This is a genomic window from Cupriavidus sp. FW305-3-2-15-C-LB2, from assembly GCF_058787575.1.
The window spans coordinates 85,972-108,550 of sequence record NZ_JBYSZW010000012.1; the positions used below are offsets into that span (position 1 = coordinate 85,972).

Annotated in this window: 19 protein-coding genes and 1 riboswitch; of the genes, 13 read left to right on the forward strand and 6 right to left on the reverse strand. The window is 67.6% G+C overall.

From position 1 onward, the window contains the following. Positions 1-118: 118 nt before the first annotated feature. Entirely contained in the window at positions 119-1,432 is a 1,314-nt protein-coding gene (locus tag AC3WRR_RS11635) for a GGDEF domain-containing protein (protein ID WP_010814146.1), read from the reverse strand. Positions 1,433-1,748: 316 nt separating this feature from the next. Beyond that, complete coding sequence (locus tag AC3WRR_RS11640) at positions 1,749-3,062, reverse strand: hemolysin family protein (RefSeq protein ID WP_010814147.1); 1,314 nt, start codon at positions 3,060-3,062, stop codon at positions 1,749-1,751. 252 nt (positions 3,063-3,314) lie between these two features. Between AC3WRR_RS11640 and AC3WRR_RS11645 the strand changes: the two genes are divergently transcribed. The 5 genes from AC3WRR_RS11645 (at position 3,315) to AC3WRR_RS11665 (ending at position 8,597) form a co-directional block, all read left to right on the forward strand. Then, complete coding sequence (locus AC3WRR_RS11645) at positions 3,315-4,259, forward strand: YncE family protein (protein ID WP_010814148.1); 945 nt, start codon at positions 3,315-3,317, stop codon at positions 4,257-4,259. Positions 4,260-4,335: 76 nt separating this feature from the next. Further along, entirely contained in the window at positions 4,336-5,673 is a 1,338-nt protein-coding gene (locus AC3WRR_RS11650) for an MFS transporter (protein WP_010814149.1), read from the forward strand. Further along, complete coding sequence (locus AC3WRR_RS11655; RefSeq protein WP_010814150.1) at positions 5,670-6,620, forward strand: amidohydrolase family protein; 951 nt, start codon at positions 5,670-5,672, stop codon at positions 6,618-6,620. The genes AC3WRR_RS11650 and AC3WRR_RS11655 overlap by 4 nt, the downstream gene beginning before the upstream one ends. Before the next feature lie 57 nt (positions 6,621-6,677). Continuing rightward, positions 6,678-7,667, forward strand: a complete 990-nt coding sequence (locus tag AC3WRR_RS11660) for a LysR family transcriptional regulator (protein ID WP_011617085.1) — start codon at positions 6,678-6,680, stop codon at positions 7,665-7,667. Positions 7,668-7,703: 36 nt separating this feature from the next. After that, positions 7,704-8,597: a helix-turn-helix domain-containing protein gene (locus tag AC3WRR_RS11665; RefSeq protein WP_492297079.1), complete on the forward strand. Its 894-nt coding sequence runs from the start codon at positions 7,704-7,706 to the stop codon at positions 8,595-8,597. On the opposite strand, the gene AC3WRR_RS11670 is transcribed toward AC3WRR_RS11665, so the two are convergent. Continuing rightward, positions 8,572-9,111, reverse strand: coding sequence for an acyloxyacyl hydrolase (locus tag AC3WRR_RS11670; protein ID WP_010814153.1), 540 nt, complete (start codon positions 9,109-9,111; stop codon positions 8,572-8,574). The two genes, AC3WRR_RS11665 and AC3WRR_RS11670, sit on opposite strands and share 26 nt — an antisense overlap. A gap of 344 nt (positions 9,112-9,455) precedes the next feature. Continuing rightward, positions 9,456-9,614: riboswitch (FMN riboswitch) on the forward strand. Positions 9,615-9,786: 172 nt separating this feature from the next. Here AC3WRR_RS11670 and ribB point away from each other — a divergent pair. The 4 genes from ribB to AC3WRR_RS11690 all read left to right on the forward strand — a co-directional run bounded on the left by ribB (position 9,787) and on the right by AC3WRR_RS11690 (position 13,674). Continuing rightward, entirely contained in the window at positions 9,787-10,470 is a 684-nt protein-coding gene (gene ribB, locus AC3WRR_RS11675) for a 3,4-dihydroxy-2-butanone-4-phosphate synthase (RefSeq protein ID WP_143010665.1), read from the forward strand. 104 nt (positions 10,471-10,574) lie between these two features. After that, positions 10,575-11,162 (forward strand): surface-adhesin E family protein, encoded by a 588-nt coding sequence (locus AC3WRR_RS11680; protein ID WP_010814155.1) that lies wholly within the window; start codon positions 10,575-10,577, stop codon positions 11,160-11,162. A gap of 175 nt (positions 11,163-11,337) precedes the next feature. After that, a complete protein-coding gene (locus AC3WRR_RS11685; RefSeq protein WP_010814156.1) occupies positions 11,338-11,571 on the forward strand; it encodes a hypothetical protein in 234 nt (77 codons plus the stop codon). Between the two features lie 360 nt (positions 11,572-11,931). Further along, positions 11,932-13,674, forward strand: coding sequence for a mechanosensitive ion channel family protein (locus AC3WRR_RS11690; RefSeq protein ID WP_037025458.1), 1,743 nt, complete (start codon positions 11,932-11,934; stop codon positions 13,672-13,674). Positions 13,675-13,703: 29 nt separating this feature from the next. Here AC3WRR_RS11690 and AC3WRR_RS11695 read toward each other — a convergent pair whose 3' ends face one another. Next, positions 13,704-14,135 (reverse strand): RT0821/Lpp0805 family surface protein, encoded by a 432-nt coding sequence (locus AC3WRR_RS11695; RefSeq protein ID WP_010814158.1) that lies wholly within the window; start codon positions 14,133-14,135, stop codon positions 13,704-13,706. 202 nt (positions 14,136-14,337) lie between these two features. Here AC3WRR_RS11695 and AC3WRR_RS11700 point away from each other — a divergent pair, with 202 nt between their 5' ends. The 3 genes from AC3WRR_RS11700 (at position 14,338) to mdoH (ending at position 19,260) form a co-directional block, all read left to right on the forward strand. After that, complete coding sequence (locus AC3WRR_RS11700; protein ID WP_010814159.1) at positions 14,338-14,709, forward strand: hypothetical protein; 372 nt, start codon at positions 14,338-14,340, stop codon at positions 14,707-14,709. 367 nt (positions 14,710-15,076) lie between these two features. After that, positions 15,077-16,675 (forward strand): glucan biosynthesis protein G, encoded by a 1,599-nt coding sequence (locus tag AC3WRR_RS11705; RefSeq protein WP_037025456.1) that lies wholly within the window; start codon positions 15,077-15,079, stop codon positions 16,673-16,675. Then, complete coding sequence (mdoH, locus tag AC3WRR_RS11710) at positions 16,648-19,260, forward strand: glucans biosynthesis glucosyltransferase MdoH (protein WP_081225829.1); 2,613 nt, start codon at positions 16,648-16,650, stop codon at positions 19,258-19,260. The genes AC3WRR_RS11705 and mdoH overlap by 28 nt, the downstream gene beginning before the upstream one ends. Positions 19,261-19,366: 106 nt before the next feature. Here mdoH and AC3WRR_RS11715 read toward each other — a convergent pair whose 3' ends face one another. Continuing rightward, positions 19,367-19,954, reverse strand: a complete 588-nt coding sequence (locus AC3WRR_RS11715) for a hypothetical protein (protein WP_058697084.1) — start codon at positions 19,952-19,954, stop codon at positions 19,367-19,369. Positions 19,955-20,347: 393 nt separating this feature from the next. Here AC3WRR_RS11715 and AC3WRR_RS11720 point away from each other — a divergent pair, with 393 nt between their 5' ends. After that, entirely contained in the window at positions 20,348-21,553 is a 1,206-nt protein-coding gene (locus AC3WRR_RS11720) for a Bcr/CflA family multidrug efflux MFS transporter (protein WP_010814163.1), read from the forward strand. Between the two features lie 19 nt (positions 21,554-21,572). On the opposite strand, the gene AC3WRR_RS11725 is transcribed toward AC3WRR_RS11720, so the two are convergent. Next, the gene (locus tag AC3WRR_RS11725) at positions 21,573-22,427 is read right to left on the reverse strand and encodes a mechanosensitive ion channel family protein (protein WP_010814164.1); all 855 of its coding nucleotides are present in this window, start codon (positions 22,425-22,427) and stop codon (positions 21,573-21,575) included. Between the last annotated feature and the right edge of the window lie 152 nt (positions 22,428-22,579).

The following is a 22,579-nucleotide window of genomic DNA, read 5'->3' on the forward strand; positions in this document are numbered from 1 at the left end:
AATCGAGAGATTCAGGGATTGAGGGATTTGCGCCGATTTTACCGCTGCTGTGAGCGGGTTTGACATCTGGTATGTGCCAATTTGTAAATCGTGCAACGGGCGCAACGCCAGCCGCTTCTCAGGCGTGGGGCGCCAGCAGTTCCCGGGCGCGCTGCTGGATTGCCGCATGGGTCTGGAGCAGCCAGGTCGCAGGGAATGGCTGCGCCAGCAGGTAGCCCTGCACGCTGTGGCAGCCCCAGGCACGCACCGCCTCGAGCTGCTGGCGGGTCTCGATCCCCTTGGCGCAGACCGACACGCCGGCGCCCCGGGCCAGCCGGCAGGCGGCGCGCAGGCTGTCGGCACGGTTGGCGGAATCACCGGGCCGGGGGGCATGGCCCAGCCGGCGCGCGTCCAGCGTGACGCGGTCCGGGTGCAGCGCCGCCAGCAACTGGCGGCAGCCCGGGCTGTCGTCGAAATCGCCCAGCGTCAGTTGCAGTCCGCGCCGGCGCAGGGCGGCAAAGCGGGCAATGATGTCGGCGTCGGCCGGCACCGCGCTGGCCGACACTTCGATGCACAGGCGGTCCGGTGCGATGCCGCCTGCGTCGATGGCCTGGGCCAGTGCCTCCACCATCTGCGGGCGGTGCAGCTGGGCGCTGGAGGCCAGCAGGGTGAATTGCAGCGGGGCCACGTTTTCGGCGGCGCGTACCAGCGGCAGCACGCTTTCCAGCAGCCAGCTGCCAATCCTGCCGACCAGCCCCAGCGACTCCACCGCCGGCAGGAAATCCTGCGGCGCCACCCGCCCGAGCGCCGGATGGTGCCAGCGCAGCCGCACGGTGTAGCCGCTGACCACGGCGCTGGCGAAGTCGGCGCGCGGCTGCAGCTGCAGGCTCAGTTCGCCGCGCTCCAGTGCGTCGGGCAGGGCGGCCAGCAGGGGCGCCGTCGGTGGCGCGGCGGGCTTGTCGGCGCGCGCCAGGCCGTCGCCTCCCCGTCGATCGACCCGCAGCATGGCGTCCAGGGCCTGCTGCAGGCTGCGTTCCGCCGGGATATCCGGATGGTCGGTGGCCACGCCGATGCTGCACGAAATAAACAGCTCGAAGCCCTCCAGCGCGAACGGCCGGGACAGGTCGTCGGCCAGCCGGCTGGCCACCGGGCCGGGGTCGGGCTCACCGTCCGGCAGCGCGGTAATGACCACCAGGTCTGCCGGCGCCATCCAGTGCATGATGGCGCCGGGCGGCAGCAGGCAGGCGATGCGTGCCTGCACGATGGCCTGCAGCCTGGCCGCGCGCCGTGGCCCCAGGGTTTCGCAGGCGCTGGCAAACCGGTCCAGGCGGATAGAAAGGATCGTCGCTGGCTGCCCGGTGCCGGAGCGGCGTGCCGCTAGCGCGGACACCAGGGCGGACGGCTGCATCGCGCCAGGCGCGCCCGCGGCGTTGTCATCGGCATCAGGATGCATGGATGGTCTTGCGGGCAGCCTGTTGAAGGCCGTGCGCTGCCCGCGTCTCCCCGGTATCAGATTTGGTCGTTCGGCTTGCCGCTGGGACGGCCGCCGGCGCTTGTCGTCAGGCCTTGGTAATCCACGCCTGCCACGGCCGCATGCGGGCCGCACAGGCCGATCATAAGCGAAGGGGAAGGTGCGGAACATTGCAAATTGCGCCAAGGTGACTTGGTCGCAACCTGCAACTTGATATGGATCAATATGGCCGGAATTGGCCGTGATCCTGGATTGACGCCACCGCCGGAATCCGGCAGCGGCGGATGGGCTGGCCTGATCAGCCGGTGGTCTCTTCCTCAGGTCCTTCCTGCGGGGGCAGGCGCGCGGCCAGCACTTTGTCAATGCGTTTGCCGTCCATGTCGACGATCTCGAAGCGCCAGTCGCCCCATTGCACGCTGTCGGCGATCTGCGGCAGGCGGCCCAGCAGCAGGAGCAGCATGCCGGACAGGGTGTGGTAGCGCTCTTTTTCTTCCTCGGGCACCTGGCGCAGGCCGATGCGGTCCTTCAGTTCCGGGATCGGGATCAGGCCGTCGAGCAGCCACGAGCCGTCGTCGCGCTGCACCGCCCATTCCTCGCCGGCGGCGTCGGCCTTGAATTCGCCGGTGATGGCCTCGATCAGGTCCTGCAGCGTCACCAGGCCCAGCACTTCGCCGTATTCGTCGATGACAAAGGCCATCTGGCCGCCGGAGCCGCGGAAATTCTCCAGCAGCTCCATGCCGGTCACGCTCTCGGGCACGAACACCGCCGGCTGCGCCGCGGCCTTCAGGTCGGCTTCCTCGCCGCGCAGCCGGCGCGCCAGCAGCTGGCGCGCGCTGACCACGCCGATGATGTCGTGCATGCCGCCGCGCACGACCGGAAAGCGCGAGTGGTCGGATTCTTCGATGCGGTGCAGGTTTTCATCGAGCGTCTCTTCCACGTCCAGGTACACGACATCGCCGCGCGGCACCATCAGCGATGCCAGCTGGCGGTCGTCCAGCCGGAACACGTTGCGCACCATGGTGTGCTCGTGCTGTTCGATCACGCCGGCTTCGGAACCCTCGACCAGCAGCGCGTGGATTTCTTCCTCGGTCACGCCCGGGCCGCGGTCGACCTTGGTGCCGAGCAGCCGCAGCACCAGCCGCGTTGAGCTGGACAGCAGCTTGACGAACGGGGTGGAGGCCACCGCCAGCCAGCCGATCGGGCGCGCCACCAGCCGCGCGATGGCTTCGGGGGCCATCTGGCCCAGGCGCTTGGGCACCAGTTCGCCCAGCACGATGGAAAAGTAGGTCAGGCCGGCCACCACGATGGCGGTTGCCACATAGCCGGAGGTGTTAGGCGACAAGCCGAAGCCTTGCAGCCAGAGGCCCAGCGGCTGCGCCAGCGTGGATTCGCCGACCACGCCGTTGAGCACGCCGATCGACGTGATGCCGATCTGCACCGTGGACAGGAAGCGCGTGGGGTCCTCGCCCAGCTGGACCGCGGCAATCGCGCCGCGGTCACCGTTCTCGATCTGGCGCTGCAGACGTGCCTTACGGGCCGTGACCAGCGCGATCTCGGACATCGCGAACAGGCCGTTAAGCAGAATGAGCGCCAGTAGTATGGCAATTTCCATCAGGGTACGCGCTCTTTGCGTGTGAGTTGAAAGCACCAAGCATACCATCCGCGCATGACGGCCCGGCGGTTCCCCGGTGCAGGTGATGGTGGCGCCTCCGCCTGGCGTGGCGATAACTAATGGAGATAGCTCGATACCTAATATTCAATAGATAGTTATCGTTGGCTGCGCCAGACTTCCGCCCATGGCAGCACCTGTGCCGCCTTCCGAACAGCCTGGAGCCTACAGGCGTGCGAATCACAAGGAGACAGAATGGAAAGCCAATGGACGGCCGTGCTGGTGGAGAAATTCGGCCATAGCTTCAGCGCTTACGAACTGGATGGCGGCGAGCGCCGCTTCAGTGTGCAGTTGCCTGACTATCCGCATGAATTCGTGGTGGACCGCGAGCGCCTGTGCGGCTACGTCGGCCACTATGGCGTGCAGACCTTCGCGCACGCCGGCGACGGCGGCGCCGCGGTGATCGCGGTCGACCTGATGCGCGGCGCAGTGGGGGCACGGCTCGATTGCTCGCCCTATCACCGTATCCATGGCCTGCAGATCGACCGGCAAGGACGCGTCTACGCGCTGAGCGAGCGCGACAATATGCTGGTGGTGTTCGAGGCGCCGCTGGAGCACCCCGTGCCTGACCGCGCCGTGCCCGCGGGCGGGGTGAAAAGCCATCTGTTCGTGTTGTCGGCCGATGGCGAGCGTGCCTACGTGACCAACCTGCTGTCGCATACCGTGACACTGGTCCACCCCTACGATGCCACCCGCGCTCCGCGCGCGGCGTACGCCGGCAGGCGCCCCGAGGGCTGCTGCCTGAGCCGCGACGAAGCGGCGCTCTACGTCGCCAGCCGCGACGATCACAGTCTGACCCGGCTGGACGCGCGCACGATGGAAGCGGTGCGCACGGTGCCGACCGGCGAGGATCCCACCCGCATCTACTGGTCGCCGGACGACCGCCTGTTCGTGCTCAACTACGGCGAGCGCAGCATCCGCGTTTTCGACCCCGACACGCTCGCCGAAACCGGCCGGGTCGACACCGGCGCCAGGCCGATTGCGCTCGCCTTCCATCCGGCTGACCCGAGCCGCGCCTATATCGCGCTCAACGACCACACCGTCGGCCAGCTTGACCTGCCTGGCCTGGCCCTGCGCCATGCCTTCACCACCGGCAAGGAACCGGACGGTCTTGCCATCCTGGCTTTGCCGACGCGGTAGTCAACTGGCGTTCACGGCCGCGAAGGCAGCGCGGATGCCAGCGGCCCATACCCGGAAATCCATACGGAGACAGAGTATGAAAGGCTTGGACCAAGCCGGCGCCGGCACGTCGGTCGCCATCGATGCGACACCACTCACCGGTGCCGCCAGCATTCCAGCCCAGCGCTGGTGGCGCATCATCCCGCCGATCCTGATGGTCTGCATCGTCTCGTACATGGATCGCGTCAATATCGCCTTCGCGATGCCGGGCGGGATGGGCGATGCGCTCGGTATCGGCGCCAGCATGGCCGGCCTGGCCGGCGGCATCTTCTTTGTCGGCTATCTGTTCCTGCAGATTCCCGGCGGCAAGCTGGCCGTGCGCGGCAGCGGGCGCAATTTCATCGCCTGGTCGATGCTGGCCTGGGCCGTCATTTCCGTGCTGACCGGCCTGGTGCGCAACGAGACCGAACTGCTGATTCTGCGCTTTGCGCTGGGGGTGGCCGAGGGCGGCATGCTGCCGGTGGTGCTGACCATGGTCGGCAACTGGTTTCCCGACCACGAACGCGGACGCGCCAACGCCCTGGTGATCCTGTTCGTGCCGATCGCCGGCGTCATCACCGCGCCGCTGTCGGGCCTGGTAATCGCGGCGCTCGACTGGCGCTGGCTGTTTATCGTGGAAGGCCTGATTTCGCTGGCCTGCCTCGGCGTGTGGTGGAAGCTGGCCTGTGACCGGCCGGAGCAGGCGCGCTGGATTTCCGCCGAAGAGAAGGCTTATCTGCTGGCCCGCCTGCGCGAGGAAGAGCAGCAGGCAGCCGCCGCTGGCGCAAGCGTGGGGCAGGGCGCGGCCGGCACGCGGGCGGTATTGGCGCACATCCTGTCGCAGGACGTGATCTGGCGCCTGATCGCCGTCAATTTTCTCTACCAGATGGGGATCTACGGGTACACGCTGTGGCTGCCCACCATCCTGAGGGGCCTGACCGGAGGCGGCATGGGGCAGGTCGGCATGCTGGCCGTGCTGCCGTACCTGGGCACCATGGCCGGCATCCTCGCGATCTCCTCGCTGTCCGACCGCACCGGCCGGCGCAAGGACTTCGTGGTCTGGCCGCTGCTGGGTTTCGCCGCCTGCCTGGCCGGTTCGGTCTGGTGGCACGACAATACCTGGCTGTCCTATGGCCTGCTGGTCGGCAGCGGCTTCTTCCTGCAGTCCGCGGCGGGGGTGTTCTGGACCCTGCCGCCACGGCTGCTGGCCGCCGAGCACGCGGGCGTGGCGCGCGGCGTGATTAATGCGCTGGGCAACCTGGGCGGATTCTGCGGTCCCTATGCCGCGGGCGTGCTGATCGAGCGCGTCAGCGCGGGCGCCGGTGTCTACCTGCTGGTCGCCGCGCTGGTGATGGCCGGCGCCCTGGCCGCCACGCTGCCGAGGCGGTGCCGATGAGCAGCGTAACAACTGCCGCGCTGCCCGCAGGCCTGGCCATCGTCGACGCCCACCACCACCTGTGGCAACTCGGGCGCGGCCGCTATCCCTGGCTGCAGGACGAATACCGGCCACAGAGCTTCTTTCTCGGCGATTACCAGGCCCTGCGCAGCGATTACCTTGAGGCGCAGTACGCGCATGACACTAGCGCCGTCACAGTGCTGGCCACTGTGCACGTAGAGGCCGAACGCGACCGCCGCGAAGCCGTCGACGAGACCGCGTGGCTGCACGGCCAGGCCTGGCGCCCCGGCATGGCTGCCGCGGTGGTGGCCTACGCGCCGTTCGGCACTCCAGGATGCGCGGAGCTGCTGGCGCGCCAGGCCGGTTTCGCGCGGGTCAGGGGGATCCGGTGCAAACCGCTGACAGCCGCGGCGCAGGGCGAGTCAGTGGCAGGGCGGCCCGGGTCGATGCAGGACCAGGCCTGGCTGGACGACCTGGCGCGGCTGGAGCGCCATGGCTTGTCGTGGGATCTGCGGGTACCGTTCTGGCATTTGCGCGAGGCGGCGCGGGTGGCGGCCGCCTTGCCGGGCGTGCCGATCGCGCTCAATCACGCGGGCCTGCCACTGGACCGCTCGAAAGAGGGCCTGGCCAGTTGGCGCGCCGGCATGGAGGCGTTGGCCGCCTGCGCCAATGTGTTGGTCAAGCTGTCGGAGTTCGGGCTGGCCGGCGGGCGCTGGGATGCGCAGGGCAACCGCGGCATCGTGCGCGAGGTGCTGGCGATATTCGGGCATGAGCGGGCGATGTTCGGCAGCAACCTGCCGGTGTCGGGCCTGAGCGCGGACTTGGGCACGATCCTCGGCACGGTGTGCGAGGCGCTGCCGGATCCCGTCGCCAGGCAGCGCGTGCTGGCTGGCAATGCGGCCAGGTTCTATCGGATCAATGTTCCAAGGCCGTCCGAGCTGGCCTAGAACCAGCGGCAGGCACAAGCATGCTATAAGTCCTATCTTCGCCGCAGCCCGGCCACCATGCCAGACCTCCCAGCCACCCTCTCCAGTGCCGCCACCCTGCGCAAACGCTTGCATATGCGGCATCTGCGCCTGGCCCTTGCCCTTGCCGAGCACCGCTCGCTGCGGCGCGCCGCGGCACAGATGGCGCTGTCCCAGCCAGCCGTCACCAAGGCATTGCACGAGCTCGAGAGCGTGGTCGGCACGTTGCTGTTCACGCGGCATGCGCGCGGCATCGAGCCGACGGTGTTCGGCGAGGCGCTGATCCGCTATGCGCGCGTGGTGCTGGCCGACCTGGATGCCCTGCACGATGAATTTGCCGCCATCGCCGCGGGCGAGGTGGGCAAGGTGCGGCTCGGCTCGATCCTGGCCCCGGTGCCTTCCGTTCTGTCGGGCGTCATCAACGCGCTCAAGGCACGCTATCCGCGTTTGCATATCGTGATGCAGGTCGATACCAGCGACGTACTGGTACAGGCGCTGCGGCAGGATGCGCTGGACGTGGTGATCGGACGCATTCCCGAAGGCACGGTGGCCGACGATCTTGACTTCGAGCCACTGTTCGAAGAGTCGCTGGCCATCGTGGCGCGCGCCGGCCATCCGCAGGCAGGCAAGCGCGGCGTCAAGCTGGCTTCCCTGGCCGGCTATCCCTGGATCATCCCGCCAGCGGCGGTGCCGATGTGGCAGATCATCGACCAGACCTTCCGCGACAACCGCGTGCCGCTGCCGGAAGACATCATCGAGACTTCGTCGATCATGGGCACGCTGCCGCTGCTGGCGGATAGCGACCGCATTGCCGTCGTGCCGGGCGCGATCGCGGAGTACTTCGTCGCCCTGGGTGCGCTGGCGGTCCTGCCGGTGGCGATGCGCGGGCGGCTGGTCCCCTATGGGATTGTGCTGCGCCGGCGGCGGGCCGCGACGCCGGCCATGCGCCTGCTGATCGACGCGGTGCGCGCGGCGGGGCCCGGCGCTCCGCAGGCGATGACTGAATTGGAGCCATTACCTGCAAGGTAATGGTCATACGCCGCGGTGCATGCTGTAATGCATGCCATGGACACGCTGACCCCAGCCTCCGAGGCCACCCTCGACTTCCCCGGCCTGCTGCGCTACTGGCGCAGCAAGCGCGGCTACAGCCAGCTGGCGCTGTCGCTGGCCGCCGGGGTGTCGCAGCGCCACATCTCCTTCCTGGAATCCGGCCGCGCCCGCCCCAGCCGTGAAATGGTGCTGGCGCTGGCCGAGCGCCTGGGCGTGCCGCTGCGCCAGCGCAACCGGCTGCTGCTGGCCGGCGGCTTTGCCCCGGCCTACAGCGAACACGCGCTGGCTTCGCCGCCGCTGCAGATGGTGCAGCAGGCGATCGCGCTGATCCTGGCCAAGCAGGAGCCGTACCCGGCCGTGGTGCTGGACCGTTTCTGGAACCTGATGGATGCCAACCCGGCCTACCGGCGCATGCTCGAGACCCTGCTGGGCGGGCGCGAGCCGGCATCGCTCACGGAAGGCAGCCACAGGATCAACCTGATGCTGACCGTGTTTGATCCGGAGGGCCTGTGGCCAGTGATCGAGAACGCGCGCCAGGTTGGACGCTACCTGTTGCGGCGCGTGTGGCAGGAGCTGCAGGTGCAGGCCCACGACCAGACCGCGCGCGAGATCTTCGGGCGCATCGCCGCCTGGCATCCTGACATGGTCGGGCCGGGCGGCACGCTGCTGCCCGAGGACGACGGCACCGATGGCCCGCCGGCGCCATTGCTGCCGGTGGTGCTGCATGCGGGCGCGTTCCGCGCGTCGCTGTTCTCGACCCTGACCACGCTCGGCATTCCACAGGACATCACGCTGCAGGAGCTGCGCATCGAGTGCTTCTTCCCGGCTGACGACGCCACCCGCACCTTGTTTGAAGCGCAGGCCGGGGCTGCAGCGGCCGCTGTCAGAAGCGGTAGCGCAGGTAAATGACGTGGAAGGTAGTGCCGGGATTGGGGTCCTTGATGCCGCCATTGGACAGGTGCTGGAACCGGTAGCCCGCGGCAAAGCGCCGGTCCTTGCCCACCGTCAAGCCGATCCCGGCGTACTCCGAGAACTGGAAGGCGGTGGAAATGTCGTGGTTGGCCGAGGTGTGCGTGCTGGTCAGCAGGCGCGGCCCGACCGACAGCTCGAGGAAGGGCACCCAGGTGTGGCGCCACCATGCGATCCGCACCACCGGCGAGGCACCAAACTCCCATAGGTCGTTGGGCTGGTTGTCGCTGCTGCTGCGCCAGCGCGCAATGTTGACCTCCCATTGCAGGTCGACCTGCCAGCCTTGCGGATTGCCCCACGCAAAGCCCGAATCCCACAACATGGCGACCTCCGCCTTCTGCACGTCGTGGCCATCGTCGAAGCCGTAGCCAAGCTGCACGGCAGGCGCGGCGCGTGCCGTCGCTGCCAGGCACAAGGGCAGGGCAAGCAGGCCCGCGGCGACGGTGCGGCGCACCCGCTGTTGCCACGCATGTCGGCAGGGCGGGGGGGGATGGAACGAGGAACAACTCACACGGCGGTCTTGTCTGGCTTCTGGTTCGTGTCGGCGCATGGGAAGCACGGATGAAGAGGTGCTGCGTTGTTGTCCGGCAAGGCATGAGCCGGCCGCCACGGCGGGCGCCAGCTTGCACATGCGCTGCCTCCCTGCCTTATTTGTAGTACACGCGAGGCCACGTTGCGATGGTCGGATTTGTTCAAGCGTGGTCGAGCGCCCGTCCGGCGCTCTGCGTCGGGACAAAGAAAAAAATAATCGTGCTAACATTCGCGCGCCGGTGCCGGCTACAAGGCCGCGCCGGTTCGTTACGTCTTCAGGGCGGGGTGAAAGTCCCCACCGGCGGTATGCCGCGGCGCGCAGTGCGTGTCCGGCGAGCCCGCGAGCGCTCGCATTCCCGTGCGAGGTCAGCAGACCTGGTGAGAGGCCAGGGCCGACGGTCATAGTCCGGATGAAAGAAGATGGGCGGAGCTTGCCCGCGCGGCCCGGCGCCTTGCCCGAGCCTTGCGGTTCGCTGTTGCCTTGCGCCGCGCGCAGGGCGCGGCTGTTCGTGCGTGCGCTTCAGGCGCGGCGTGCGGCGCTGCAACTCCGTTGATCCTTCCCCTGGAACGCCCATTGATGCTGAACAAGGAGCGTTTCATGCCTAGCCTTTCCACCGAAGCTGTTGCACCCGAGGTGTCCGCGGATCTTGCCGCCGATGCCGACTCCCGTTCCCTGGCCGCGCGCATCGCGCAGGCGCTGGACGCCATGCGCGAAGGCCGTCCGGTCGTGCTGCTCGACGATGACGACCGCGAGAACGAGGCCGACCTGATTCTGGCCGCGGAACGCCTGACGAATGCCAATATGGCGATGATGATCCGCGAATGCAGCGGCATCGTCTGCCTGTGCCTGACCGAGGACAAGGTGCGCAGCCTCGGCCTGCGGCCGATGGTCGAGCACAACCGCAGCCAGTATGGCACCGCCTTCACGGTATCGATCGAAGCCCGCGAAGGTGTCGGCACGGGTGTCAGCGCCGCCGACCGCATCACCACCATCCGCGCTGCCATTGCCGGGGATGCGGGCACCGATGCTGTGGTCAGCCCCGGCCATGTGTTTCCGCTGGTGGCGCGCGACGGCGGGGTGCTGGTGCGCCGCGGCCATACCGAGGGCTCGGTCGACCTGGCCCGCATGGCAGGCCTGTCACCGGCCGCGGTGCTGTGCGAGCTGATGAACCCCGACGGCACCATGGCACGCCGGCCGGAGGCGCTGGCCTTTGCCGAGATGTACCAGCTACCGGTGCTGACCATCGAGGACCTGGTGGCCTGGCGCCGCCTGCACGACTGAAAAGTCGCCGCCTGCACGCACCCCGGCATGCAAACGCGCCCGGGATGCGTGCTTCCTGTGCGACAATGCGGATCGCTTTTTCCCGTCTATATGAGGGCAATTCCATGATGTTCCGCATTTTTAGGCACGCAGCCGCGTTTGCTGGCTGCCTGCTCGGACTGGCCGCACCGCTGGCGCATGCCGAAGGCAGCGCCGTGACGGCGCCGTCCCCCGTTCCCTCCAGCACCACCCGCCCGGCTGCCGCCGCTGGCCTGTACGAGTGCCAGGTCGCTGGCACCGGCACGGTATTCCGGTCCACGCCCAGGGAAGGCTGCCGGCTGGTCGCGGCACCCGATCCCGCCGCCCCCGATCCGCAACGATGGCTTCCCCTGATGGGTGCCAACGGCGTGATTTCGTATTTCGATCAATCCACGGTGCGCCGCCAGGGCACCGAAGTCGGCGTGGTGGTGATGCGCAATTCGCCGTCGGGGGTGATCCGCACCGCCAGCGGCGAGCCGATCCGCTCGTCGCTCAAGCGCATGGTGCTGAACTGCGCCACGTCCATGTTCGCCGTGGTCGAGCAGACGCTCTACAACAAGCGCTTTGCGCGCGGCGATTCGCTCTATACGATCCGCGCGCCGCAGTACGGCACCTTCCAGGTCGCCGGCCCCGGCACGATTGCCGGAGAGTTGCTGCGCAAGCTGTGCCGGTAAGCCTGGCGGCGAGCGGCGATCCACGGCTGCCTGTCCAGCTCCCTATCAGGGTTTGTCCCGGTCAACGGCGCGCAAACCTTCCTCGTTGATGCTGGTGACAGGGCGCGAGCCAAAAGCGCCCGTCATGGCAGGCATCCCTGCCATACCTACCCGCAGGGCAAACGAGGAGACGGAAATGAAGAAATGGATCGTCATGCTGTCGATGGCAATGTTCGGTGCGGGCGCGATGGCGCAGACGCCGGCTACTCCGGCGACGCCTGCCACCCCGGCCACGCCGGCGGCAGCGTCGACTGACAAGGCCGCGCCGGCCAAGGCAGACAGCAGCAAGGCCAAGGCCAAGAAGACCAGCAGCAAGAAGAAGAGCCACGCGCCTGCGGCCAAGGATCCGACGAAGAACAAAGGCGCCTGAGCGCGCTGATGATGGCGGCGGGCGCACGGCTCCCCGGCAAGCGGGGAGGCAGGCTGCGCCCGTGACTGCCATGCCGCCACGCAGATAATGGCCGGCCGCGCCTGCATGGCGCGGACCCGCCGTGCGCAGGACAGCCCCGCGGCACGCGTTGCGTGTCTTCCGGGGGGATAGAGCAGGGCATGTCCGGGCGGATCGCAACCAGGAGGCTTCGGCCTCCTTTTTTTCGTCCGCTGCCGCAGGGCGGCTGCCGCCGCGCCGGCTTTGCGCCTGCGCCGCCGCACGCTATGCTTGCGGGCATCGTGCCGGACAGGGCGTGGAGCCCTCGCGCCGGCGCAGGCCAACTCGGACGGGAGCGGTCTTATGGCAACGCTAGCGGTGTGGCGGCGGTGGCGGCGATTGACGGCATTCTGGATGGCGGGACTGGGCTGGGTGATAGGCACGCTTTGGATGCAAGCCAGCCTGGCTGCGCCGGCGTCCGAGCCCGCGGCCGTGCCGGCTCCGATCGCCGTGCGCAGCGGCGCTGCGGTCGAGCTGCGCCTGATGGATAGGCCCATCGCCACCATGCGCGCCGAGATCGCGGGAGCCACCCCGGCCATGCGCGTCTCGCGCGCGCAGCTGGTGTTCGACGACCTGACGGAAAGCGAACTGGCACTGCCGCTCGGGCAGGTCAGCGGCACGTTCGGCGATGCGCCGATGGTCGCCTTCCGGCTGGGCGACCGGCTCTTGTTCGCGCTGACCTCGCAAGACCTCTCCCCGGAGGATCACCTTACGCTTGAGGCTGCCGCAACGCGCACCGCGGCGGGCCTGCGCCAGGCCATTGCCGCGCGGCGCGCGCACCTGCACTGGCCCAACCTGCTGCGCGGCGCCGCGCTGAGCCTGCTTGGCCTGGCCGTGCTGGCCGCGCTGACATGGGGCGTGGCGCGAGCCGGCGTGGCCCTGCGCGCTCGCCTGCAGGTGGCACTGGAGCGCCACCTGGCGCGGCGCGTCGGCGGCCAGTTCGACTGGACCGGCGCGCTCTACCACCTGGTTGCCCGCATCGTGCAGATCCTGGCGATCGGGCTGGTGCTGGTGCTGGCCTTTGCCTGGCTGGAGTTTGCGCTCGAGCTGTTTCCGCTGACCCAGCCCATGGGCGACCGCATGGGCGCCTTTATCGTCGGTTTGCTGTCGCAGATCGCGCTGTCGATGGTGTCGTCGGTGCCGGGCCTGGTCACGGTGGCGGTGATCGTGCTGATTACCCGCGCGGTGCAGCGGCTGGTGTCGAATATCTTCAAGGCGGTGCAGAAGGGCCAGATCACGGTGCCCGGCATGCATCCGGAAACCGCAGGCGCCACGCGGCGGCTGGCGGCGGTGGTGATCTGGGCGCTGGGCTTCACCTTTGCCTACCCCTACATCCCGGGCTCGGACAGCGATGTCTTCAAGGGGCTGTCAGTGCTGCTGGGCTTCATGGTGACGCTGGGATCGGCCAACGTGGTCAACCAGCTGATGAGCGGCATGGTGGTGGTGTATTCGCGTGCGCTGCGGCGTGGCGACATGGTGTGCATCGGCGATACGGTGGGCACCGTGGCCTCGCTCGACGCCCTGTCGGTGAAGGTGATCAACCTGCGCAATGAAGAGGTGACGCTGCCCAATGCGGTGGTGGTCGGCAGTGCCATCCATAACTACACCCGGCACGGCAGCGTGCGTGATCCCCGCGTGCAGGAAGGCTGGCAGGCTGCGCTGATCTCGACTTCGGTCACGATCGGCTACGACACGCCCTGGCGGCAGGTCCATGCGATGCTGCTGGCAGCCGCCGCCGAGGCGGCGCATATTGCGCCGTCGCCGACGTCATTCGTGCTGCAGCGGGGGCTGTCCGACTTCTACGTCGAGTACGAACTGTTCTGCGCGCTGGACCATCCGCGCAATCGCTTCTACGCGCTGTCGGCACTGCACGCGGCGATCCAGGACCAGTTCAACACCCACGGGGTGCAGATCATGTCGCCGCATTTCATGGCGCAGCCGGACAAGACCGTCTACGTGCCCGGGACCAGGTGGTACGAGGAACCCGGGTCGCCGCAGGTCGATCCGGCGGCGCGGCCGCATCGCGCGCCGTCGCGCGCGGCATGAACGCCGGCGGCGCGAGCGCTCAGCGCCGCTTACTCATCGACGTGGCGCGACTTCCATTGCCCGTTGGACTGCTTGCAGAACCAGCCGCTCCAGTGCTCTTCAGCGCTGCCGCGCTTGAGGTCAGACTTCAGGCGCCGGCAGGGCTGGCCCTTGTCGGTCTTGCTTTCGACCGGCGTGATGGTGCCGTCGATCTGCTGGCGCCGCCCCGCCGCCGGGAACGTCCATTCAACCGTCTTGCCGTCGGCCGTATCGTTCAGTGCGGTGCGCACTGACTTGGCCAGCGATGCGCCTTCCTTGTCGTTGAGCGTGCCGATGATGGTGCCGCTCAGGTAGTTGTCGAAGTACGCCTGCGCCGGTGCCGCAGCGGCAAACAGCAGGGCGGCACCAAGCGCGCCAGTGACGGCGGCGCGCAGGGCAGGGCGGACAGGGCTGACGGTAGGGTCGGATGGCCGAGGCAGCATGACGATTCCTTGTGGCTTCGTGGTGGCGTTTGGGTGGCATTGTAAGCGCAATGCAGCGCCGCAGCGGCGCTGCGGTGCGGTTGACACGTGCCAGCCGCTGACCTAGCGTTGATTGTTGCCCCCGCGCTTCGCGTCGGCCGGCAGCGGCGCCTGCCGTGCGCTTTGCAAGGCAAGCGCCTTTCCCCCAGCGAGAGGAGATCCCATGAAGCTGAGCTATCTGACCATCGGCCTGGCCCTGGCCTGCGCATTCGGCACGCTGCACGCCCAGACCACGGGCAAGGCCGACAAATTCAATCCTTACACTGACGGCGCCAAGCAAGACAAGTTCAGTACCTACTCCGATGGCGCCAAGCAGGACAAATTCAGCCCGTACTCGGATGGCGCAAAAAGCGACAACGTGACTTCGCTGAACCCGGGTGCCCGCCCTGACCAGATGGAGCCGATCCAGGGCGGCGCGCAGAAATCCTTCGATTCATATAGCCAGGGTGGCATGAAGAGCGGGAAGTTCGATCCGTATTCCGAAGGCGCCAAGAGCGGCAAGTTCGATCCGTACAGCGAAGGCGCTAAAAAGTAACACCGTATTAAAAGGGCCGGCTGCCGGCCGGCCCCGATCCGCACCAGGTTCTCGCAGCCGGGAGGCGTTCGCCTCGCCGGAGCTTGCGGCCGCGTGATCCCGACGCCCGCAAAGCCTTGTCCGGAGCGGCTTTCAGGCAACCTGGCCAACATTTTGTTTCAAACCTTGCGTGATCGAAACGTGACTTTTGCATCTCGAATTGTTATGGTTTATTGCGCATCGCAACAAACCGGACACAGTGCCCCGCGGGCCGTCTGCCTCGTGTCCGGGCCTCGCCACTCGGCGCCGGGCCCGTCTCTTGCTGTGTCGTCCTTCGTTCCGACCGCCGATGCCGGTCACCCCGATTCAACCGCTTACCCTGGCATACATGTCACAGATCGCCACGCCACGCCTGTCCATTCCCCATACCTTGCCCGCCGCCGGGCCGGGGGCCCGCCGCCGGGCGGCGCGGGCGGGTGTGCGGATCGCAGCCTGGCTTGGTGGCAGCGCGCTGGCGCTGTGTGCCATGGCAGCCCAGGCGTTCGATTTCGACACGGTGGCGGCGCGCGCGCGCCAGCTGGCAGCCTCGCCTTACAAGGCGCCCCCGCAGAACCTGCCGCGCGAGTTGCGCGAGCTGTCGTACGAGCGCTACCGCGAGATCGAATACAAGCCCGAGCGCTTTGCCTGGCGCGGCACGCGCGTGCCGTTCGAGCTGTCATTCTTCCACGAGGGCATGGTGTTCGACCAGCCCGTGCGCATCCATGAAGTGGTGGGCAACAGCGTGCGTGAATTCCGCTTCGACCCGTCCGCGTTCAACTACGGCCCGCACAAGGTCGATGCCGGCAAGCTCAAGGGCCTGGGCTTCGCGGGCTTCCGCATCCTGTATCCGCTGAACCAGGGCAAGCGCAAGGATGAGCTGGCGTCGTTCCTGGGCGCGAGCTATTTCCGTGCGCTGGGCAAGGACCAGTGGTACGGCTTGTCGGCACGCGGCCTGGCGGTGGACACCGCGCTCAATTCGGGCGAGGAGTTCCCGCGCTTTGTTGAGTACTGGATCGAGCGTCCCGGCCCCAATGCCAAGGAGATCACGATCTACGCGCTGATGGATTCGCGCCGCATGAGCGGCGCGTACCGTTTCACCATCAAGCCCGGCGCCGAGACCGCGATGGAGGTCAAGTCGCGCCTCTACCTGCGCGAGAACGTGACCAAGCTGGGCCTGGCGCCGCTGACCAGCATGTTCCTGTTCGGCGAGAACCAGCCGTCGCCCGCACAGGATTTCCGTCCCGAGGTGCATGACTCTGACGGCCTGTCGATCCACCTGGGCACCGGCGAATGGGTCTGGCGCCCGCTGGTCAATCCCAAGCGCTTGCTGGTCACCTCGTTCGCGGCGACCAATCCGCAGGGCTTCGGGCTGATGCAGCGCGACCGCACCTTCAACAGCTACCAGGAGATCGGATCGTGGTATGAGCGCCGGCCGAGTGGCTGGGTGCAGCCGCGAGGCAACTGGGGCTCGGGCCGGGTAGAGCTGGTGCTGATCCCGACGCCGGACGAGACCAACGACAATATCGTCGCGTACTGGGTGCCGGACAACCCGCCCAAGCCGAAGCAACCCTTCGACTATGAGTACCGGCTGCTGTGGCAGAAGGACGGCGAACAACAACCGCCGCTGTCGTGGGTGACCCAGACCCGGTTGGGGCAGGGCCAGACCCGCAACAAGGAAGACACGAGCTTTTCGCTGGTAGTGGACTTCGAAGGCCCTGCCTTCGGCAAGCTGCCGGCGAACGTGCGCATCGACCCGGTAGTTTCGGCCGATGCCAACGGTGAGCTGCTGAAAACGTCGGTGCAGCGCAATGAGGCGACCGGCGGCTGGCGCATGACCATGGTGATGCGCCGCAAGGACGAAACCAAGCCGGTTGAGTTGCGCGGCTATCTTCGCAACGGCAATACAACCCTATCCGAGACATGGAGCTACATCTTACCCCCAGGCTAAAGCAGCGACCGGCCAAGGCGGCGGCATGCGAGCGCTATGTCGACCGCCTGCCGGTATCGCCTGAAGTGCGCAGCGAACTGCTGGCAGACGGCGCGCCCGCGACGCCGGTCGCACCGGTCACGCCCGTGGCATCCGTTGCCCCCGTGATCGCCGTTACCGCCGACGGCCGCGATGCGCAGGACGCGATCACGCGCCTGCAGTCGCGCCTGGCGGCCAAGGACACGCCGCCCGCGCAAGGCGGCAGTGCCTACGCCTCTGTCGGCCGGCGTTTCACGATCGCATACGGCAATCCCCAGGTGGATGGCGCACCGCTGCTGCAGCGGCGCGAAGACGGCACCGTGAAGGTCGACACCGGCCCCGAGCCCGAGCGCAGCTCGATGGTGCCGCGCCAATGGCCGCCGCATATCGTCACCGGCTGGCTGCGCAATACCTGGCGCCGCATGCTCGGCCGCCCGCCCGTGCCCGAGACCTGGGACACGCTGCACGACGGTCCCGATGCCGAAGGCAAATGGCATCCCGCCGGCTCGCACCGACGCTGGTTCCTGCTGGGCCTGGTCGTGATCCAGACCGTGCTGGCCACCTACTTCATGAGCAACGTGCTGCCATACCACGGCGCCGATCCGCTCGAGATCGCCATCCTGGTGCTGTTCGCCGTCCTGTTCTCATGGGTGTCGGCCGGCTTCTGGACGGCAATGATGGGCTTCCTGGTGCTGGCCAAGGGCGGCGACCGCCACCTGATCTCGCGCTCGGCCGCGCCCGACGGGCCGATAGCGCCCGAGGCGCGCACCGCGATCATCATGCCGATCTGCAATGAGGACGTGACGCGCGTGTTCGCGGGGTTGCGCGCCACCTATGAATCGCTGGCGCGCACCAGCCACCTGTCCAACTTCGATTTCATCGTGCTGTCGGACAGTGGCAATCCGGACCTGCGCACCGCCGAGCATGACGCGTGGATGGAGCTGTGCCGCGCCGTCGGCGGCTTTGGCCGCATCTTCTACCGCTGGCGCCGCCACCGCGTGAAGCGCAAGACCGGCAACGTGGCCGACTTCTGCCGCCGCTGGGGCAGCAAGTACCGCTACATGGTGGTACTCGATGCCGACAGCGTGATGAGCGGCGACTGCCTGGCCACGCTGGTGCGGCTGATGGAAGCCAACCCCGGCGCGGGCATCATCCAGTCCGCACCCCTGGCAGTGGGTCGCGAGACCCTCTACGCGCGCGTGCAGCAGTTCGCCACGCGCGTGTACGGGCCGCTGTTCACGGCCGGCCTGCATTACTGGCAGCTGGGTGAATCGCACTACTGGGGCCATAACGCCATCATCCGCGTGCATCCGTTCATCGAGCACTGCGCGCTGGCGCCGTTGCCCGGCCGCGGCCCGCTGTCGGGTGAGATCCTGTCGCACGACTTTGTCGAAGCCGCGCTGATGCGCCGTGCTGGCTGGGGCGTGTGGATCGCCTACGACCTGGAAGGCTCGTACGAAGAACTGCCGCCGAACCTGCTGGACGAGGTCAAGCGCGACCGCCGCTGGTGCCAGGGCAACCTGATGAACTTCAGGCTGTGGCTCAAGCAGGGCTTCCACGTGGTGCACCGCGCGGTGTTCCTGACCGGCATCATGGCCTACCTGTCGGCGCCGCTGTGGCTGCTGTTCCTGCTGCTGTCCACGGCCATGCTGGCCAAGCACGCGCTGGTGCCGCCGGAGTACTTCACGCAGCAATACCAGCTGTTCCCGACCTGGCCCGAGTGGCATCCGGAAAAAGCGCTGGCCTTGTTCTCCGCCACGGCCACGCTGCTGTTCCTGCCCAAGCTGGCCAGCGTGGTGCTGCTGCTGAAGCAGGCGCGCCGTTATGGCGGGGCGGTGCAGCTGATTGCCAGCATGCTGATCGAGGTGATGCTGTCCGCGCTGCTGGCGCCCACGCGCATGCTGTTCCACACCAAGTTCGTGATCGCCGCGTACAGCGGCTGGGGCATCTCGTGGAAGTCGCCCCCGCGCGAAGACGCCGAGACCAGCTGGGGCGAAGCATTCCGTCGCCACGGCTGGCACACCGCCCTGGGCCTGGCTTGGGGTGGCCTGGTGTACTGGCTGAACCCGTCCTACGTGCTGTGGCTGCTGCCGATCGTGGGCTCGCTGGCGCTGTCGATCCCGTTGTCGGTGATGCTGTCGCGGGTGTCGTTCGGTCGCGCCTCGCGCAATGCGGGCCTCTTCATGATCCCCGAGGAGACGCAGGTACCGCGCGAGATCGTCGAGACGCAGCAGCATGTCGAAGCCGCGGCCGAAACGCCTGACTTTGTCGATGCCGTGGTGGACCCGGTTACCAATGCGCTGATGTGCGCGACCGCCACGCCGCGCGTGGTGCAGCCGGAATCGGCACGCAAGCGCCATGAGGCCCTGGTCGAGCATGCGCTCACGCATGGCCCGCGCGCGCTGACGCCCGCGCAGAAGCATGTGCTGCTGGGCAATCCGTTTGCACTGGCACGCCTGCATGAACTGGTGTGGGGCTCGCCGCTGGCCGATGCCGGCTGGAAGGACACGCGCATCCTGGTGCGGCGCGCGGCCAACGTGCTGCCGCTGCGCCCGCGCGCTGCCTGAGCGGTACTGACCCAAACGAGAACGGCCCGCATCTGCGGGCCGTCTTTCTTTTGCGCGGGCGGCGTGCCGTGCCGCATCAATTGCAATCGATTCTTGTTTGTATTGGCTAGCGCAGCGCGGCCGTGCAGATGGGCGCGTTGATGTAGACATCGCCGATGCGGCGCTCGCCACGGTCCTTGCGCGTCATGTAGCGGAACATCAGGCTGATGCCTAGCTTGGTCAGGATCTCGACGTCGCGGTTGGCGCAGATATTGCGCTGCAGGGGCGCAGCGTAGTTGACCTCGAAGCTGGCCAGGTCCAGCATCGGCCCGCGGTAGTTGGTGAGCTCCAGCTGGAACAGCACATGCTTGCCGGGGATCGACTGGCAGCGGCGCAGCCGCGTTTCTCCGTCGATTTCGATTGGCAGGGCGTCGTTGAGCTGGCGGCAGGCGCGTGCCAGCACGTTGTCGGGCCGCGTGGTGTTGCGCAGCAATTCAGGCACGCCGGCGGCGCCGGTGTTCTGGCCAGTGGCAGCGCCCTTGAGCATGCGTGACAGCGGGTCGGCCTCATCGATCGCTGGGGCCGGCGCCGAGGCGGCGACATTGCGCGCCTGCGCCGGCGCGGCGTTGCCGGGCTGGGGCTGAGGCAACAGCAGCGCAGCCGCGAGTGCGGCCGGGCCTAGCGAAGCGGAAAGCGGCGTGTGTCGTATTCTCATGCAGGCTAACGTTGCCGGGACCGATACTGTCGTCCGTCTCTGCGTGGCCGACGGTGTGGCTTGCGCCGACAGGCTGGCATTGTACCCTCCACCTTGCCACAGGTGAAAGCCGCGCCACCCCGCAAGGGCATCCGCAGCGCCGGATTCGCGCTGCCGTGATCGCAAATGACCTGACACCACTATTCACCAATAGCGCCAACTTCGCCAGCATCATCGAACCCGACCTTGGCGGGGCAGTTTTTCTGAACGACTGTTTCAAAACCGGCTACGCCAGTGCCGTACCGCTTTCGTTATGCTGTGCAACAATTGCGTCTTTTCACGGGTTGCAGGCGCGGGCTGCGGCGCAAGCAGGCTGGCCGTGCATGACAACGCCGTTCCCCCCGGATACTTCCCATGCTCCGTTCCACCAGCGCTGCCTCGGCCGCGCGCTTTCCTGCCTGGCTGCTGATCTGCGGTTCGCTGATGGCGATCGCGCCGTTGTCGATCGACATGTACCTGCCGAGTTTTCCGTCGCTGGCCGGCGATCTCGGCGTGGACATCGGCCAGGTGCAGCTGACCCTCGGCACATTCCTGGTGGGGCTGGCGCTGGGGCAGGCTTTCTATGGGCCGTTCAGCGACCGCTTCGGGCGCAAGCCGCCGCTCTATGTCGGCCTGTGCCTCTATGTGGCCGCCGCGGTGGGCTGCGCGCTGGCACGCAGCGTGGAGTCGCTGATGCTGTGGCGCTTCCTGCAGGCGCTGGGCGGCTGCGCCGGCATGGTGATGGCACGCGCGGTGATCCGCGACCGGCTTGAGGCGCATGAGTCGGCGCGCGCCTTCTCGTCGCTGATGCTGGTGATGGGGGTTGCGCCGATCCTGGCACCGATCGTCGGCGGCGCCATTCTCTCGGTGTCGGGCTGGCGCGCGATCTTCTGGGTGCTGGCGGTGGCAGGGATGCTGATCCTGCTGCTGGTACACCTGCGCATGGAGGAATCGCTGGACCGGCGCCATGCGGCGCCGCTGAGGCTCGGCACGGTGGCGAAAAGCTACGCCGAGCTGCTGCGGGATCGCGAATTCCTCGGCTATTCGCTGTCTGCGGGTTTCGGCTCGGCGGGCATGTTCGCGTATATCTCCGGCTCGCCGTTCGTGCTGATCGAGCTGCACGGCATTGCGCCGTCGCACTACGGTTTTGTGTTCGGTGCCAATGCGCTGGGCCTGATCACGATGTCGCAGCTCAACGCCAGGCTGGTGCGCGGCCGCTCGCTCGATCAGGTGCTCGGGGGCGCGCTGCTGGCTGCCTGTGCAGCGGGCCTGGCGCTGGCTGTTGCCGCGCTTGCAGGCGTGGCGGTGCTGCCGGTGCTGCTGGCGGGCTTTTTCGTCTTTATCGGCGCGCTCGGCTGCGTATCGCCGAATGCGTCGGCACTGGCGCTCGCCCATCAGGGCCATCGCGCCGGCACGGCTTCGGCGCTGATGGGCACGCTGCAGTTTTCACTCGGGACGCTGGGCGGCGCGGCAGTCAGCCTGTGGCGCGACGGCACCGCGCTGCCGCTGGGCGTGGTGATGGCGGCCTGCGGCGCGGGCGCGGTGCTGATGCGATACTACGGGCGCTCAGGCCCCCGCTGATACCGTCTGCGAGCCGTCGTCAGGCAGCCTGTTGCGCGGCGGCCTGCTGCGCCAAAGCCTGTTGCACCACCACCATCTGCGCCGGCATTGGTGCGGCATAGCCGGCCTGGCCGAAGCTCTCGCGGATGATGCGGTTGGTATCGAAATAGACTTGCCAGTAGTGGTCGTTGTGGCAGTACGGACGCACCGCCAGCACCGGGCCGACCAGCGTGAACTCCAGGATCTCGACATCGACCGGGGGCTCGGCCAGCACGTTGGGGATCTCCGCGATGCGGGCCTTCAGCAGCGCTGCCGCATGGGCGGTGTCGGTGCTGCCGGCAAGCTGCGCTTTCAGTTCCACGCGCCGGTACGGGTTGGCCGTGAAGTTCTGGATGGTATCGCTGAAGATCTTGTTGTTGCCGACCACGGTCTGCACATTGTCCGGTGTGTCGAGCGAGGTCGCGAACAGGCCGATCTCGCGCACCGTGCCGGTCACGCCGCCGATCGTCACGAAGTCTCCCACCTTGAACGGGCGCAGCACCACCAGGAACGCACCGGCAGCGAAGTTCGCCATCAACCCCGACCAGGCCATGCCGATGGCCACGCCAGCGGCGGCGATCAGTGCGGCGAAGGTCGTGGTCTGGATGCCGAAGTAGCCAAGGATGCCGATCACCAGCACCACGTTCAGCGTCACGGTGACGATCGAGCCGACATAGCGCAGCAGCGTGGGATCGACCTTCTGCTTGCCGAGCGCGTTCTGCACCATGCGCACGACAAAGTGGATCAGCCAGCGGCCGATGACCCAGAAGGCAAGGGCTGCCAGGATCTTGACCCCGAATTCTGTCGCGTAGGTGACGACCAGGGCCTTGAGGTTATCGAAGGTAGTGGCATCCATCGGCGTAGTCCTTTCATGTTGGTGTCCGGCCGGCCGCCGGCACAACATCCCCCGATTCAGCCGGCAGCAATGTGCTAGCCCTGCGCGCTGTTGCGGCGCAATACATGGGCACGGCAATTATTGAGACGCCGTACCGGAAGTGCAAGCAAATT

Bases quoted from the DNA above. Each gene is read 5' to 3' on its own strand.
- AC3WRR_RS11635 (WP_010814146.1), bottom strand. From the start codon at position 1,432: ATGCATCCTGATGCCGATGACAACGCCGCGGGCGCGCCTGGCGCGATG.
- AC3WRR_RS11640 (WP_010814147.1), bottom strand. From the start codon at position 3,062: ATGGAAATTGCCATACTACTGGCGCTCATTCTGCTTAACGGCCTGTTC.
- AC3WRR_RS11645 (WP_010814148.1), top strand. From the start codon at position 3,315: ATGGAAAGCCAATGGACGGCCGTGCTGGTGGAGAAATTCGGCCATAGC.
- AC3WRR_RS11650 (WP_010814149.1), top strand. From the start codon at position 4,336: ATGAAAGGCTTGGACCAAGCCGGCGCCGGCACGTCGGTCGCCATCGAT.
- AC3WRR_RS11655 (WP_010814150.1), top strand. From the start codon at position 5,670: ATGAGCAGCGTAACAACTGCCGCGCTGCCCGCAGGCCTGGCCATCGTC.
- AC3WRR_RS11660 (WP_011617085.1), top strand. From the start codon at position 6,678: ATGCCAGACCTCCCAGCCACCCTCTCCAGTGCCGCCACCCTGCGCAAA.
- AC3WRR_RS11665 (WP_492297079.1), top strand. From the start codon at position 7,704: ATGGACACGCTGACCCCAGCCTCCGAGGCCACCCTCGACTTCCCCGGC.
- ribB (WP_143010665.1), top strand. From the start codon at position 9,787: ATGCCTAGCCTTTCCACCGAAGCTGTTGCACCCGAGGTGTCCGCGGAT.
- AC3WRR_RS11680 (WP_010814155.1), top strand. From the start codon at position 10,575: ATGATGTTCCGCATTTTTAGGCACGCAGCCGCGTTTGCTGGCTGCCTG.
- AC3WRR_RS11685 (WP_010814156.1), top strand. From the start codon at position 11,338: ATGAAGAAATGGATCGTCATGCTGTCGATGGCAATGTTCGGTGCGGGC.
- AC3WRR_RS11690 (WP_037025458.1), top strand. From the start codon at position 11,932: ATGGCAACGCTAGCGGTGTGGCGGCGGTGGCGGCGATTGACGGCATTC.
- AC3WRR_RS11695 (WP_010814158.1), bottom strand. From the start codon at position 14,135: ATGCTGCCTCGGCCATCCGACCCTACCGTCAGCCCTGTCCGCCCTGCC.
- AC3WRR_RS11700 (WP_010814159.1), top strand. From the start codon at position 14,338: ATGAAGCTGAGCTATCTGACCATCGGCCTGGCCCTGGCCTGCGCATTC.
- AC3WRR_RS11705 (WP_037025456.1), top strand. From the start codon at position 15,077: ATGTCACAGATCGCCACGCCACGCCTGTCCATTCCCCATACCTTGCCC.
- mdoH (WP_081225829.1), top strand. From the start codon at position 16,648: ATGGAGCTACATCTTACCCCCAGGCTAAAGCAGCGACCGGCCAAGGCG.
- AC3WRR_RS11715 (WP_058697084.1), bottom strand. From the start codon at position 19,954: ATGAGAATACGACACACGCCGCTTTCCGCTTCGCTAGGCCCGGCCGCA.
- AC3WRR_RS11720 (WP_010814163.1), top strand. From the start codon at position 20,348: ATGCTCCGTTCCACCAGCGCTGCCTCGGCCGCGCGCTTTCCTGCCTGG.
- AC3WRR_RS11725 (WP_010814164.1), bottom strand. From the start codon at position 22,427: ATGGATGCCACTACCTTCGATAACCTCAAGGCCCTGGTCGTCACCTAC.